The 13,321-nt window shown below is 65.8% G+C and carries 13 protein-coding genes and 1 tRNA gene; 2 read left to right on the forward strand and 12 right to left on the reverse strand.

Annotated elements, in window-relative coordinates; translation table 11 throughout:
* Positions 1 to 276 precede the first annotated feature (276 nt).
* From C7H73_RS13910 to secA, 4 genes are all read right to left on the reverse strand, one after another.
* The gene (locus C7H73_RS13910; protein ID WP_106847195.1) at positions 277 to 708 is read right to left on the reverse strand and encodes an NUDIX domain-containing protein; all 432 of its coding nucleotides are present in this window, start codon (positions 706 to 708) and stop codon (positions 277 to 279) included.
* A complete protein-coding gene (locus tag C7H73_RS13915) occupies positions 705 to 1,580 on the reverse strand; it encodes an ATP-binding protein (RefSeq protein WP_106847196.1) in 876 nt (291 codons plus the stop codon). Before C7H73_RS13915 ends, C7H73_RS13910 begins: the two co-directional genes overlap by 4 nt.
* A 55-nt stretch (positions 1,581 to 1,635) precedes the next feature.
* The gene (gene argJ / locus C7H73_RS13920) at positions 1,636 to 2,865 is read right to left on the reverse strand and encodes a bifunctional glutamate N-acetyltransferase/amino-acid acetyltransferase ArgJ (RefSeq protein ID WP_106847197.1); all 1,230 of its coding nucleotides are present in this window, start codon (positions 2,863 to 2,865) and stop codon (positions 1,636 to 1,638) included.
* A 170-nt stretch (positions 2,866 to 3,035) separates the two neighbouring features.
* Positions 3,036 to 5,804 carry a preprotein translocase subunit SecA gene (gene secA / locus C7H73_RS13925; RefSeq protein WP_106847198.1) on the reverse strand — a complete coding sequence of 923 codons (2,769 nt, stop codon included), beginning with the start codon at positions 5,802 to 5,804 and terminating at the stop codon, positions 3,036 to 3,038.
* 210 nt (positions 5,805 to 6,014) lie between these two features.
* Between secA and C7H73_RS13930 the strand changes: the two genes are divergently transcribed.
* A complete protein-coding gene (locus tag C7H73_RS13930; RefSeq protein ID WP_106847199.1) occupies positions 6,015 to 6,314 on the forward strand; it encodes a hypothetical protein in 300 nt (99 codons plus the stop codon).
* A 41-nt stretch (positions 6,315 to 6,355) separates the two neighbouring features.
* Here C7H73_RS13930 and C7H73_RS13935 read toward each other — a convergent pair.
* The 6 genes from C7H73_RS13935 to petA all read right to left on the reverse strand — a co-directional run bounded on the left by C7H73_RS13935 (position 6,356) and on the right by petA (position 10,575).
* Positions 6,356 to 6,431: transfer RNA gene (locus C7H73_RS13935), tRNA-Thr, on the reverse strand.
* A 54-nt stretch (positions 6,432 to 6,485) separates the two neighbouring features.
* Positions 6,486 to 6,998, reverse strand: a complete 513-nt coding sequence (locus tag C7H73_RS13940; protein ID WP_405124767.1) for a ClpXP protease specificity-enhancing factor — start codon at positions 6,996 to 6,998, stop codon at positions 6,486 to 6,488.
* A 42-nt stretch (positions 6,999 to 7,040) separates the two neighbouring features.
* Positions 7,041 to 7,652 (reverse strand): glutathione S-transferase N-terminal domain-containing protein, encoded by a 612-nt coding sequence (locus C7H73_RS13945; RefSeq protein ID WP_106847200.1) that lies wholly within the window; start codon positions 7,650 to 7,652, stop codon positions 7,041 to 7,043.
* Between the two features lie 109 nt (positions 7,653 to 7,761).
* Positions 7,762 to 8,517, reverse strand: a complete 756-nt coding sequence (locus C7H73_RS13950) for a cytochrome c1 (RefSeq protein ID WP_106847201.1) — start codon at positions 8,515 to 8,517, stop codon at positions 7,762 to 7,764.
* 21 nt (positions 8,518 to 8,538) lie between these two features.
* Positions 8,539 to 9,960: a cytochrome b gene (locus C7H73_RS13955; RefSeq protein WP_106847202.1), complete on the reverse strand. Its 1,422-nt coding sequence runs from the start codon at positions 9,958 to 9,960 to the stop codon at positions 8,539 to 8,541.
* A 15-nt stretch (positions 9,961 to 9,975) separates the two neighbouring features.
* Positions 9,976 to 10,575, reverse strand: coding sequence for a ubiquinol-cytochrome c reductase iron-sulfur subunit (gene petA, locus C7H73_RS13960; RefSeq protein ID WP_106847203.1), 600 nt, complete (start codon positions 10,573 to 10,575; stop codon positions 9,976 to 9,978).
* 135 nt (positions 10,576 to 10,710) lie between these two features.
* On the opposite strand from petA, the gene mscL reads away from it, so the two are divergent.
* The gene (gene mscL / locus C7H73_RS13965) at positions 10,711 to 11,169 is read left to right on the forward strand and encodes a large conductance mechanosensitive channel protein MscL (protein ID WP_106847204.1); all 459 of its coding nucleotides are present in this window, start codon (positions 10,711 to 10,713) and stop codon (positions 11,167 to 11,169) included.
* A 231-nt stretch (positions 11,170 to 11,400) separates the two neighbouring features.
* Here mscL and pdxA read toward each other — a convergent pair whose 3' ends face one another.
* Positions 11,401 to 12,432 carry a 4-hydroxythreonine-4-phosphate dehydrogenase PdxA gene (gene pdxA, locus C7H73_RS13970; protein WP_405124794.1) on the reverse strand — a complete coding sequence of 344 codons (1,032 nt, stop codon included), beginning with the start codon at positions 12,430 to 12,432 and terminating at the stop codon, positions 11,401 to 11,403.
* Positions 12,433 to 12,521: 89 nt separating this feature from the next.
* Positions 12,522 to 13,277, reverse strand: coding sequence for a Nif3-like dinuclear metal center hexameric protein (locus C7H73_RS13975; RefSeq protein ID WP_106847206.1), 756 nt, complete (start codon positions 13,275 to 13,277; stop codon positions 12,522 to 12,524).
* Positions 13,278 to 13,321: the final 44 nt, after the last annotated feature.

The raw sequence follows: 13,321 nt of genomic DNA on the forward strand, positions 1-13,321 counted from the left end.
ACGCCAATGAAGGTCTATGGCGCGAAAATCAATTTACCGTGACCTAGATCAGCCCCCAAGACGAGAAAACCCTGAACGAATTCACACCCAGAAAAGGCGGTTTGTCAGACAGGCGTAAGAAGAACGTGGAAACCCGCCCGGAATGGTAAACAGTCAGGGTTTTGTAAGTTTCTATTGGGGGAAAATGGAATGATTTAGGCGCTCAGGGCCTGGCGCCGGTTCCACTCTTTACCCAGGCCGCCCGCTCGATGAGGCGACACACCAACGCGGCCGGCCCTAGTCGCGCGAGTAGCTCGTCCCGCGTTCGTGCGCCAGCAGGTCGAGGACAGGGTACGCACCCGGCAACACGGGCGCCACAGTCAGGGGAAAGATCTGCCAGCTGACCGCCTGGCCTTCGCGCATCTCGAACTCGCCCTGCCAGCTGTGGACCTTGCACCAGTGCAGCCGCACCAGGGCATGCGGGTAGTCATGCTCGGACACCCTCCACAGCTCGATCTGCCGCGCATCGACGCCCAGCTCCTCCAGCAGCTCGCGGCGCAGCGCCTGCTCCACGGTTTCGCCGGGTTCGACCTTGCCTCCCGGAAACTCCCAGTAGCCGGCGTACGGCTTGCCGGCAGGGCGCGAGCCGAGCAGGAAGGCTCCGTCGCTGCGCAGCAGGATGCCCACCGCCACCTCGACGCGCGCGGGAGCAGGCGCCTCGGCCTTCATGCCTGGTGCAGGCGCCCGGCGTAGTCGCGGGCGAACTGGTGCGCCACGCGGCCGCTGCGCGAGCCGCGCTCCAGCGCCCAGACCAGCGCCTCGGGCCGCGCCGCCTCGATGCCTGCCGCCGGCACGCCCAGGGCAGACAGCCACTGCGCGACGATGGCCAGGTATTCGTCCTGACTGAAGGGATAAAAGCTCACCCACAGGCCGAAGCGCTCGGACAGGGAGATCTTTTCCTCCACCACCTCGCCGGGGTGGATCTCCCCATCGGCCGACGTGGTGTAGCTGAGGTTGTCCTTCATCTGCTCGGGCAACAGGTGGCGGCGGTTGCTGGTGGCGTAGATCAGCACGTTGGGCGTGGCCGCGGCCACGGAGCCGTCCAGGATGGACTTGAGCGCCTTGTAGCCGCCCTCGCCTTCCTCGAAGCTCAGGTCGTCGCAGTAGATGATGAATTTCTCCGGCCGGTCGGCGACGATCTCCACGATGTCGGGCAGGTCCGTCAGGTCGCTCTTGTCCACCTCGATCAGGCGCAGGCCCTGCGCCGCGTAGGCCTGCAGGCAGGCGCGGATGAGCGACGACTTGCCAGTGCCGCGTGCACCCGTCAGCAGCACGTTGTTGGCCGTGTGGCCCTGCACGAACTGCTCGGTGTTGCGCTGGATCTTTTCCTTTTGCGCGTCGATCTCCTGCAGGTCCTGCAGGGCAATGGCCGCCACCTGGCGCACCGGTGCCAACTGCCCCTGGCCGCCGCTGCGGCGGCGATAGCGCCAGGCAATGGCCGCGGACCAGTCCGGGGCGGCCAGGGGTTGGGGCAGTACGGCTTCGATGCGGGAGATCAGCTGCTCGGCACGCAGCAGCAAATGATCCAGATTCTTCATCATTTTGGCCTCTAAGCCTTATACAGCAAGCGCTAGCAGCTACTATTTTTATAGCAATTCAGGAGCGGTAATCGGCGTTGATGGTCACGTAGTCATGGCTCAGGTCGCAGGTCCAGACCGTCTCGGCCGCCTCACCACGGCCCAGCACCACTCGCACGGTGATCTCGCTTTGCTGCATCACGCGCTGGCCGTCTTCCTCGCGGTACGCGGGATTGCGACCGCCCTGCACGGCCACGTGCACATCGTCCAGATACAGGTCGATCAGCGCCTGGTCCAGGTCCTGGATGCCGGCGTAGCCCACGGCCGCCAGGATGCGGCCCAGGTTGGGGTCGCTGGCGAAGAAGGCCGTCTTGACCAGCGGCGAATGCGCGATGGCGTAGGCCACCTGGCGGCATTCCTCGCCTGTCCTGCCGCCTTCCACCCGCACGGTGATGAACTTGGTCGCACCCTCGCCGTCGCGCACGATGGCCTGGGCCAGCTGCTGCGCCACCTGCAGCAGCGCGGCCTTGAGCTGGTGTCCCTGCTCGCTGTCCAGCGAGGTCACGGGCGCATTGCCCGCGCGCTGCGTGGCCATCAGCACGAACGAGTCATTGGTGCTGGTGTCGCCGTCGATGGTGACGCGGTTGAAGGACTGGTCGGCCAGTTCGCGCACCAGAGGCTGCAGCAATTCGGGAGCGATGCAGGCATCGGTGGCCAAAAAGCCCAACATGGTGGCCATGTTGGGGCGGATCATGCCCGCGCCCTTGGAGATGCCGGTGATGGACACCGTAGCGCCGCCGATCTGCAGCTGCGTGCTGAAGGCCTTCGGGAGCGTGTCGGTGGTCATGATGCCCTCGGCAGCGCGCGCCCAGTGCTGCGGCTGCGCATCGGCCAGCGCCGCCGGCAGGCCGGCCTGGATGCGCTCGACCGGCAGCTGCTCCATGATCACGCCGGTGGAAAACGGCAGCACCTGCGCCGGCTGCAGGCCCAGCTGCTCCGCCAGCGCCCGGCAGGTAGCGCGGGCGCGCGCCAGCCCGTCGGCGCCGGTGCCGGCGTTGGCGTTGCCCGTGTTGACCACCATGGCACGGATGGCACTGCCCGAGGCCAGGTGCTCGCGGCAGACCTGCACGGGCGCGGCGCAAAAGCGGTTCTGCGTGAACACGCCGGCAACGCTGGCGCCCTCATCGAGCAGAAAGACGGTCAAGTCCTTGCGGCCGGCCTTGCGCACGCCAGCCTCGGCCACGCCGATGCGCACGCCGGCGACGGGGTGCAAGTCCTGGGCAACGGGAGCAGAGAGATTCACAGGCATAGATCGTCTTTCTTGGAAGGGCAAAACAGGAACACCTGGCGCTGTTACTGGCGCGACCATGCCAGCAGACACCGCGCAAGGGCCGCCCCGCCGCGCTGGTGCCGTCCCCCTTCCCGAATGGCGCAGTCATTCGAGAGAAGGGGGAGGCCGCGCAGCGGCTCAGGGGGTTGTCAGGTCAACTTGCCGTGGCACTGCTTGTATTTCTTGCCGCTGCCGCAGGGGCAAGGATCGTTGCGGCCGACGCGCACACCCGGCAGCGCCAGCGGCTGGCCATCGTCGCCGACCTGGACAGCGCCGTCCCCGGATTGCGGATTGCCGTCCTCGCCCGGGGCGGTGTAGGTGACGTTGGCAATGCTGCCCTCGCCGCGCTGCTCCATGGCCTGTGCGGCCTCGTCCAGCTGGCTGGGCGACTGCACCTGCACCGTCATCATGACGCGGGTGACTTCGTTCTTGACCTGGTCGATCAGCTGGCGGAACAGCTCAAAGGCTTCGCGCTTGTATTCCTGCTTGGGCTGCTTTTGCGCATAGCCGCGCAGGTGAATGCCCTGGCGCAGGTAGTCCAGTGCGGAGAGGTGGTCGCGCCAGTTGGTGTCAAAGCTTTGCAGCAGCACCATGCGCTCGAACTGGGTGAAGTTCTCCTGGCCAACCTGGCCCACCTTGGCTTCGAAGGACTCGCGGGCAGCCTTTTGCACCAGCTCCAGGATGTCCTCGTCGGTGATGGCCTCCGAGCCCTCGACGCGCTTTTGCAGCGGCAGCTCGATCTGCCAGTCGGCAGCCAGGGCCTTTTCCAGGGCGGGCAGGTCCCACTGCTCTTCCACCGATTCGGGCGGCACGAACTGGCGCACCAGGTCGGCCATGCAGTCGTCGCGCATGGCCTCGATCAGCGTGGCCAGCTGGGGCGCGTCAAGGATCTCGTTGCGCTGCTGGTAGATGACCTTGCGCTGGTCGTTGGCAACGTCGTCGTACTCCAGCAACTGCTTGCGGATGTCAAAGTTGCGGGCTTCGACTTTGCGCTGGGCCGACTCGATGCTGCGCGTGACGATGCCGGCCTCGATGGCCTCGCCGTCAGGCATCTTCAGCCGGTCCATGATGGCCTTGACGCGGTCGCCGGCGAAGATGCGCATCAGCTGATCGTCCAGGCTCAGGTAGAAGCGCGAAGAACCCGGATCGCCTTGGCGGCCGGAGCGGCCGCGCAGCTGGTTGTCGATGCGGCGCGACTCATGCCGCTCGGTGGCGATGATGCGCAAGCCACCCAGGGCGGAAACCTTCTCGTTCTCTATCTTCCACTCGCGGCGCAGCTCCTCGGCACGGGCGGCGCGTTGCTCGGGGCTCAGGGATTCGTCTTCCTCCAGCGCCGTCACTGCCTTCTCGACGTTGCCGCCCAGCACGATGTCAGTGCCGCGGCCCGCCATGTTGGTGGCGATGGTGATCATGCCGGGGCGACCCGCCTGGGCGACGATGTCGGCCTCACGGGCGTGCTGCTTGGCGTTGAGCACCTGGTGCGGCAGGTTCGCCTGGGTCAGCAGTTGGTCGATGATTTCCGAGTTCTCGATGGAGCTGGTGCCCACCAGCACCGGCTGGCCGCGCTCGTAGCATTCGCGGATGTCGGCAATCGCCGCCTCATACTTCTCGCGCGTGGTCTTGTACACGCGGTCCAGCTGGTCGTCGCGGCGGCTGGGCCGGTTGGGCGGGATGACCATGGTCTCCAACCCGTAGATTTCCTGGAACTCATAGGCCTCGGTGTCGGCCGTGCCGGTCATGCCCGCCAGCTTGGCATACAGGCGGAAGTAGTTCTGGAAGGTGATGGAGGCCAGCGTCTGGTTCTCGGCCTGGATGTTCACGCCCTCCTTGGCTTCCACCGCCTGGTGCAGGCCTTCGCTCCAGCGGCGCCCGGCCATCAGGCGGCCGGTGAATTCGTCCACGATGACGATCTCGCCGTTTTGCACCACGTAATGCTGGTCGCGGTGGTACAGGTGCTGGGCGCGCAGCGCGGCATACAGGTGGTGCACCAGCGCGATGTTGGCCGGGTCATACAGTGTCGCGCCTTCGGCAATCAGGCCAGCGTTGGCCAGGATGCGTTCGGCGTTCTCGTGGCCCTGCTCGGTCAGGAAGACCTGGTGGGTCTTTTCGTCCACCGTGAAGTCGCCCGGCTTGGTCACGCCCTCGCCGGTGCGGGGATCGGCCTCGCCCTCCTGACGAGTGAGCATCGGCACGATCTTGTTGATGGCCAGATACATCGCGGTGTGGTCGTCGGCCTGGCCGCTGATGATGAGGGGCGTGCGCGCCTCGTCGATCAGGATGGAGTCCACTTCGTCCACGATGGCGTAGTTCAGCCTGCGCTGCACGCGCTCACGCGCGTCATAGACCATGTTGTCGCGCAGGTAGTCGAAGCCGTACTCGTTGTTGGTGCCGTAGGTGATGTCGCTGGCGTACGCCGCCTGCTTTTCCTCGCGCGGCATCTGCGGCAGGTTGATGCCCACCGAAAGACCCAGGAAGTTGTACAGCCGCCCCATCCACTGCGCGTCGCGGCTGGCCAGGTAGTCGTTCACGGTGACAACGTGCACGCCCTGGCCCGACAGCGCGTTCAGGTACACCGGCAGCGTGGCGGTAAGCGTTTTGCCCTCGCCCGTGCGCATCTCGGCGATCTTGCCGTAGTGCAGGGCCATGCCGCCCAGCATCTGCACGTCGAAGTGGCGCATCTTCATGACGCGCTTGGACGCCTCGCGCACGACGGCAAAGGCCTCGGGCAGCAACGCATCCAAGGCTTCGCCCTTGGCGACGCGATCCTTGAACTCCTGAGTCTTGCCGCGCAGTGCCTCGTCGCTGAAGCCTTCGTACTCCGGCTCCATGGCATTGATGCGCGCAACCGTCTTGCGGTACTGCTTGAGCAGCCGGTCGTTGCGGCTGCCGAATATCTTGGTGAGGAAGTTGGTGGCCATGCGAGCAGGACCGCGCTGCACGCCTGAGGGTGATGGCGCCAGGGCGACCCGTGTCCTAGGATAGGTAAGGTGTTCCGGGAAGAAGAGGCTGCAGGTCCAGGTTCGGAGCAGGCAGCAAAACGAAACATTCTACCTTTGCAGCTTCGGCGCCCGTACTCGCCACTGCCTGCCATGCCAGTCGCCTGGCATCCGTGATAATGCCCGCCCGCCATGAACCGTCGCCACCACCCCATCACCGTCCAGCAGGCCAGCCAGGAGTCGCCCACCTTGGCGCGACTGGCCGCGCTCACGCAGGAATCCAGCCAGCGACTGAAGGCCATCGAAGCCCTGGTGCCGCCGTTGCTGCGCCCCGCCCTGCAGGCCGGGCCCATCGAGGGCGACTGCTGGTGCCTGCTGGTCAAAAGCAATGCCGCAGCGGCCAAGACACGGCAGCTGCTGCCCGCTTTTCAGGCACATCTGCGCAGTCGAGGGTGGGAGGTGAACTCCATCCGCCTAAAAGTCCAGGGCTGAGCCGTATGGCTGCCGAGACTGGCGCGATGGGATGTCGAAGATGGTGCCGGTTGTCGGATTCGAACTGACGACCTACCGCTTACAAGGCGGGTGCTCTACCAACTGAGCTAAACCGGCGAAGCGCGCATTGTAGCCGCCCGGCAGCGGGTCGAAGCCGCAGCCGCTGCAGAGTTATTTGATGCGCTTGAGGGACGGACGCGGCCCGCCACCGTGCGGCGGGCGCGGCGCGTCATCCAGAGACTGCTCGCCGCCGCTACCCTCCACCGGTTGCAGCGTTGGCGCGCCGGAAGGCCGCGCAGGCTGCTCTGCTGCCGCTGCCAGCGAGGGGCCGGGTGGCACCTCGGCGTCCTCCTCCAGCGGAAAGGCCATGCCCTGGCCGTTTTCGCGCGAATAGATGGCGATGACACGGCGCACCGGCACAATGATGTCGTGCTGCTTGCCGCCAAAGCGCGCCTTGAACTCGATGAAGTCATTGCCCAGCTGCAGCGCGCTGGTGGCGTCGTGGCTGACGTTGAGCACGATCTCGCCGTTGTTCACATACTCGCGCGGCACGCGGACCGATTCGTTGGTTCGCACCACCAGGTAGGGCGTGAAGCCATTGTCCGTGCACCACTCGTACAGGGCGCGGATCAGGTAGGGGCGCGTGGAGGGCAAGGCGGTGGCGCCAGCGTCGTCATTCATCATCGTGCTTGGAAGAGCGGGCGCCGCAGCGCCCGCAAGGGTCTGTTACTTGCGCATCACCTTCTCGGAGGGCGTCAGCGCCTCGATGTAGGCTGGTCGCGAGAAGATGCGTTCGGCGTACTTGAGCAGCGGCGCGGCATTCTTGGACAGCTCGATGCCGTAGTAGTCCAGGCGCCACAGCAGCGGAGCGATGGCTACGTCCAGCATGGAAAAGCCCTCGCCCAGCATGTATTTGTTCTTCAGGAACACTGGGGCCAACTGCGTGAGACGGTCACGAATGTGGGCGCGCGCCTTCTCCAGCGCCTTCTCGTTGCCCTTGGTGGCGCGCGACTCCAGCGTGTTCACGTGCACGAACAGTTCCTTTTCGAAGTTGAGCAGGAACAGGCGCACACGGGCACGGTCGATCGGGTCGCCCGGCATCAGCTGCGGATGCGGGAAACGCTCGTCGATGTACTCATTGATGATGTTGGACTCGTACAGGATGAGATCGCGCTCGACCAGGATGGGCACCTGGCCGTAGGGGTTCATCACGTTGATGTCCTCGGGCTTGTTGTACAGGTCCACGTCCCGGATCTCGAAGTCCATGCCCTTTTCGAACAGAACGAAACGGCAGCGATGGGAGAAGGGGCAGGTCGTGCCCGAGTAAAGCACCATCATGGTAAGCGGCTCCTGAAAATCAAAAAGAGTGGGCGCTCAGGCGCCCACTCTGGCAGTCAGCCCGGCTGCGTGCTCGCGCACACCTGCCGGGCCCAGAAAAAAACGGGAATTACTTGACGTCTTTCCAGAAGGCAGCGTTCAGCCTCCAGGCAATCAGCGTAAACAAGCCCAGGAAAGCCAGCACCCAGACGCCCACACGCACTCGCGTGTTTTGCGCCGGCTCGCCCATCCACTGCAGATAGTTCACCAGGTCACCCACGGCCTGGTCGTACTGCAGGGGCGTCATGGTGCCGTTGGATACCTGCTCCCAGCCCTTGAAGATGTGCTCGGCCACGCCGTGCGCCGTGCGCTCCTCGAACACCGGGCGGCGATCACCCTGCAATTGCCACAGTGCGTGTGGCATGCCGACGCTGGGGAAGGCCAGGTTGTTCCATCCGGTGGCCTTGGTGTCGTCGCGGTAGAACGTACGCAGGAAGGTGTACAGGTAGTCGGCACCCGTGCCGCCCGAGCCGGCGCGCGAACGGGCGATCACCGTCAGGTCAGGCGGGTTGGCCCCGAACCAGGCCTTGGCCTGCAGCGGGTCGATGGCCGCCTTCATCGTGTCGCCAACCTTGTCGGTGGTGAACAGCAGGTTGTCCTTGATCTGCTCGTCCGTCAGGCCGATGTCCTTCAGGCGGTTGAAGCGCATGAAGGCGGCCGAGTGGCAGTTCAGGCAGTAGTTGACGAACAGCTTGGCGCCGTTTTGCAGCGAGGCGGTATCGCTGGTGTTGACAGGCGCCTTGTCCCAGGCGATGCCGCCTTCGGAGGCATGCGCCCCCGCAACCAGCCCTACGGCGGTGAGCAGCGCAAAAATGATCTTCTTCATGTTGGTGTTCTCCAGCTCGGCTCAGTGGGCGGCAAAGGTCACGCGCTCGGGCACGGGCTTCGGAGCGCCCAGCCGGCTCCACCAGGGCATGAGCAGGAAGAAGCCGAAGTAAAACAGCGTACCCACTTGCGAGACGCGCTCGCCGATCGGCGACGGCGGCTGCACGCCCAGATAGGCCAGGATGACGAAGTTGATCACGAACACGCCATACACCCACTTGTGCCAGTCAGGGCGGTAGCGAATGGAGCGCGCCGGGCTGTGGTCCAGCCAGGGCAGGAAGAACAGGATCACCACAGCCCCGCCCATGACGACCACGCCCCAGAACTTGGCGTCGATCGCCAGCATCAGGGCAACGGCGACGGCGGCAGCCACCAGCACGACGCCCTTCATGATGGCTGGCAGGCGGGCCTTCAGCACACCGAAGCCGGCGCCCAGCACCACGCAGGCGATCAGCGCATACATCATCTCGCCGGTAATGGCACGCAGCATCGAGTAGAACGGCGTGAAGTACCACACCGGAGCGATGTGCGCGGGCGTCTTCAATGGGTCGGCCGGGATGAAATTGTTGTACTCCAGGAAGTAGCCGCCGAACTCGGGCGCGAAGAAGATGATGGCCGAGAAGATGAACAGGAAGATGGCCACGCCGAAGATGTCGTGCACCGTGTAGTACGGGTGGAAGGGGATGCCGTCCAGCGGGTGGCCCTTGTCGTCCACCGGCTTGCCCGGGCCCTTGATCTCGATGCCGTCGGGGTTGTTGGAGCCCACGTCGTGCAGTGCCAGCAAGTGCGCCACCACCAGGCCCAGCAGCACCAGCGGCACGGCGATGACGTGGAAGCTGAAGAAGCGGTTCAGCGTTGCGTCGCCCACCACGTAGTCGCCGCGAATCAGCAGGGCCAGGTCCGGGCCGATGAAGGGGATGGCCGAGAACAGGTTCACGATCACCTGGGCACCCCAGTACGACATCTGGCCCCAGGGCAGCAGGTAGCCCATGAAGGCTTCGGCCATCAACGCCAGGAAGATGGCGCAGCCGAAGATCCAGACCAGCTCGCGCGGCTTGCGGTAGCTGCCGTACAAAAGCCCCCGGAACATGTGCAGATACACGACCACGAAGAACGCCGAGGCGCCCGTGGAGTGCATGTAGCGGATCAGCCAGCCCCAGGGCACGTCGCGCATGATGTACTCGACCGACTCGAAGGCCTTGGCGGCGTCGGGCTTGTAGTGCATCACCAGGAAGATGCCGGTGACGATCTGGATCACCAGCACCAGCAGCGCCAGCGAGCCGAAGATGTACCAGAAGTTGAAGTTCTTCGGAGCGTAGTACTCCGACATGTGAACCTTGTAGGCGTCGAAAGCCGTCGGGAAACGGTTTTCCAGCCAGTTCATCGTCTTTGCGCCCGCCGAAGCGTTGGGCGAAAGCTCCTTGAATTCGCGGTAAGCAGCCATCTCTCAGTGCCTCCCTCAGGCTTTTTTGTCTTCGCCGATGAGCAATCGGGTATCCGACAGGTACATGTGCGGTGGCACCGGCAGGTTGTCGGGCGAAGGTTTGTTCTTGTACACGCGGCCGGCCATGTCGAAGGTCGAGCCGTGGCAAGGGCACAGGAAGCCGCCGTGCCAGTCGTTGGGCAGCGAAGGCTGCGGGCCGGTGGCGAACTTGTCGGTGGGCGAGCAGCCCAGGTGCGGGCAGATGCCCACGGCCACCAGGATTTCGGGCTTGATGGAGCGATGCTCGTTTTGCGCATACGACGGCGTGAACTCGGCCGGATTGCGCTGCGACTTCGGATCGGCCAGCTGGCCGTCCAGCTTGGGCAGCTCGGCAAGCTGCTCGGGCGTGCGACGGATGATCCACACCGGCTTGCCGCGCCACTCCACGGTCATCTTCTCGCCGGGCTTGAGCTGGGAGATATCCACCTCGACCGCAGCGCCTGCCGCCTTGGCCTTCTCCGACGGCTGGAACGTGCTGACAAATGGAACGGCGACTGCCACGCCGCCTGCCGCGCCCGCGCAGCCGGACGCGATGAGCCACGTCCGTTTGCTGGAGTCGATCGGAGTATCACTCATGGGGATCCTCGGTATGCATCGTTATAAAAGGTCAACTGCAAATTGTAGCGGAGCGAAAAAGGTTCCCCTCCCCTACCCGGGCCCAGCGGCCTGGACAATACTGCGGGTCTTTCATCCAGGACAAGGGTTTGCCACATGGGCATTGCGCATGAATTCAAGGAATTTGCCGTCAAGGGCAACGTCATCGACCTGGCAGTGGGCGTGATCATCGGCGGCGCCTTCGGCAAGATCGTCGATTCGGTGGTGAACGATCTCATCATGCCGGTGGTGGGCCTGGTGTTCGGCAAGCTCGACTTCTCCAACCTGTTCATTGCGCTGGCGCATGTGCCGCCGGACGTGCCGCATACGCTGGAGGCGGTGCGCAAGGCCGGGGTGCCGGTTTTCGCCTACGGCCACTTTCTGACCATCAGCCTGAACTTCGTCATCCTGGCGTTCATCATCTTCATGATGGTCAAGCAGATCAACCGCCTCAAGCGCGAGTGGCCGCACCAACAGGAAGCAGCGAAGAAGGAAGAGCCGGAGGCGCCGCCAGAGGACATCCAGCTGCTGCGCGAGATTCGCGATAGCTTGAAGAAAACACCTCCCCTGAATTGACGGGAACAACCTCTTGAGGCGCTTCGCGCCTTCCCCCTTCTCCGTACGCGCTGCGCGCTATGGAGAAGGGGACGCAGCCGGCGCGGCGGAGCGCCCTTGCGCGGCTGCACTGGCTTAGGGTGCGCCAGATTCAGGCATCTGGGGCCATCGCGTGCAGCGAGGAATCAAGCACCAATTCACGTCGCTCCAAGCCCGCGCTCCTGTAGGAGCGCGGGCTTTTTCATGCGCGCATCACCCGTGCGCCAAGGCGCGGGCCATGCGCACGGCTTCGATCAGGCTGGCCGGGTCGGCCATGCCGCTGCCGGCGATGTCGAAGGCCGTGCCGTGGTCGGGGCTGGTGCGCACCAGGGGCAGGCCCAGCGTCACGTTCACGCCTTTGTCCACGCCCAGGTATTTCACCGGGATCAGCCCCTGGTCGTGGTACATGGCCAGCACCACGTCGAATTCGCCCGGCCGGGCGGCGGTGTGGCGCGCGCGCATGAAGACCGTGTCGGGCGCATAGGGCCCGTGCGCGTCGATGCCCTCTGCGCGGGCGGCGGCGATGGCCGGGGCTATTGCCTCGATCTCCTCGCGCCCGAACAGCCCTCCCTCGCCCGCGTGCGGGTTCAGCCCGGCCACGCCGATGCGCGGCGTGCGGCCCAGACTGCGGCCGAGCGCGGCATGGGTGATGCGCAGTGTCTGCAGAACGCCGTGCGCGGTGACGGCGGCAATGGCCTCGCGCAGCGCCACGTGGATGCTGACCAGCACCGTGCGCAGCTCGTCGCTGGCCAGCATCATGCGCACCGGCATCTGCGCCAGGGGCACGCCGGCGTGGCGCGCGGCCTCGGCCTGCAGCAGCTCGGTGTGGCCCGGAAAAGGCACGCCGGCGGCGGCCAGCGCCTCCTTGTGCAGCGGCGCGGTGACCAGGCCTGCTACTTCGCCGGCCAGTGCCGCGCGCGCCGCCCAGACCACGCAATCGGCCGCCGCACGGCCGGCTTCGGCGCTCACCGCGCCAAAGGGCGGCGGGCTGCCCAGGCCTGGCAGCTGCCACACGGGCAGCGCCTGCGGCGGCAGCTGCGCCAGGTCTTGCAGACGGGCGAGGCGCTGCACGGCCAGCGCGGGCCGGCCCAGCTGGCTGGTGATGGCCGCGGCCCGCGCCAGCGCGGCAGCGTCGCCCACCACGAAGCAGCCCCGCAGCACGTCGGGCGCCTCGCGGAACGCCTTGGCGATGATCTCGGGGCCGATACCGGCAGGGTCGCCCTGCGTGATGGCCAGTGGCAGCATGGAAGGCATGGCGGCAGTTCTCTAGTCAAATCAGCCTCTAGCGCCCACCCAGTAAGCGCCAGCAGCTATCAAAACAATAGTAGCCAGACTCAGGCCGGGTTGTCGATGTCGATGAACTGATGCACCAGGCCCAGCTCGGCGGCGATGTGCCCGGCCACGGCCGGGGCGCCGTAGCGTTCAGTGGCGTGGTGGCCGGCAGCGATGAAGGCCACGCCGGTCTCGCGCGCCAGGTGGGCCTGGGGCTCGGAGATTTCGCCGGTGAGGAAGGCATCGGCCCCGGCGGCGATGGCGCCTTCGAAGAAGCCCTGCGCGCCGCCCGTGCACCAGGCCACGCGGCGAACGGGGCGCGGCGCGCCCTCGGGCGCCACCAGCGTCACCGTGCGGCCCAGCGCCTGCTGCACCTGCGCGGCCAGGGCCTGGGCACTGGCGATGTCGCAGGGCGCCGCAAAGCCCAGCTCCTGCTCGCCAAAATGGGCGTCGGCCTGCCAGCCGAGAAGCGCGCCCAGCTGGGCGTTGTTGCCCAGTTCAGGATGCGCGTCCAGCGGCAGGTGGTAGGCGAACAGGTTGATGTCGTGGGCCAGCAGGCGCTGCAGGCGCTCTTTCAGCCAGCCGTTGATGCGCCCGTCCATGCCGCGCCAGAACAGGCCGTGGTGCACGAAGAGCGCGTCGGCCTGCTCGCGAATGGCCGCGTCGATCAACGCCCGGCTGGCCGTGACGCCGCTGACGATGCGGCCAATGGTGGCCTTGCCCTGCACCTGCAGGCCGTTGGGGCCGTAGTCCTTGAAGCGCCCGGGCTGCAGCAGCGCGTCGAAGCGGGCCAGGAGATCGTCTCTGTCAATGCTCATGGCCGATGATTGTGCCGCCATCCCTGCCGACCGCGGGCTGGCGC

Source organism: Pulveribacter suum, assembly GCF_003013695.1.
Taxonomy (GTDB): domain Bacteria; phylum Pseudomonadota; class Gammaproteobacteria; order Burkholderiales; family Burkholderiaceae_C; genus Melaminivora; species Melaminivora suum.

What these genes read in the sequence shown, in the direction of transcription:
- C7H73_RS13910 (WP_106847195.1), bottom strand. Translation starts at nt 708, where the DNA reads ATGAAGGCCGAGGCGCCTGCTCCCGCGCGCGTCGAGGTGGCGGTGGGC.
- C7H73_RS13915 (WP_106847196.1), bottom strand. Translation starts at nt 1,580, where the DNA reads ATGATGAAGAATCTGGATCATTTGCTGCTGCGTGCCGAGCAGCTGATC.
- argJ (WP_106847197.1), bottom strand. Translation starts at nt 2,865, where the DNA reads ATGCCTGTGAATCTCTCTGCTCCCGTTGCCCAGGACTTGCACCCCGTC.
- secA (WP_106847198.1), bottom strand. Translation starts at nt 5,804, where the DNA reads ATGGCCACCAACTTCCTCACCAAGATATTCGGCAGCCGCAACGACCGG.
- C7H73_RS13930 (WP_106847199.1), top strand. Translation starts at nt 6,015, where the DNA reads ATGAACCGTCGCCACCACCCCATCACCGTCCAGCAGGCCAGCCAGGAG.
- C7H73_RS13940 (WP_405124767.1), bottom strand. Translation starts at nt 6,998, where the DNA reads ATGATGAATGACGACGCTGGCGCCACCGCCTTGCCCTCCACGCGCCCC.
- C7H73_RS13945 (WP_106847200.1), bottom strand. Translation starts at nt 7,652, where the DNA reads ATGATGGTGCTTTACTCGGGCACGACCTGCCCCTTCTCCCATCGCTGC.
- C7H73_RS13950 (WP_106847201.1), bottom strand. Translation starts at nt 8,517, where the DNA reads ATGAAGAAGATCATTTTTGCGCTGCTCACCGCCGTAGGGCTGGTTGCG.
- C7H73_RS13955 (WP_106847202.1), bottom strand. Translation starts at nt 9,960, where the DNA reads ATGGCTGCTTACCGCGAATTCAAGGAGCTTTCGCCCAACGCTTCGGCG.
- petA (WP_106847203.1), bottom strand. Translation starts at nt 10,575, where the DNA reads ATGAGTGATACTCCGATCGACTCCAGCAAACGGACGTGGCTCATCGCG.
- mscL (WP_106847204.1), top strand. Translation starts at nt 10,711, where the DNA reads ATGGGCATTGCGCATGAATTCAAGGAATTTGCCGTCAAGGGCAACGTC.
- pdxA (WP_405124794.1), bottom strand. Translation starts at nt 12,432, where the DNA reads ATGCTGCCACTGGCCATCACGCAGGGCGACCCTGCCGGTATCGGCCCC.
- C7H73_RS13975 (WP_106847206.1), bottom strand. Translation starts at nt 13,277, where the DNA reads ATGAGCATTGACAGAGACGATCTCCTGGCCCGCTTCGACGCGCTGCTG.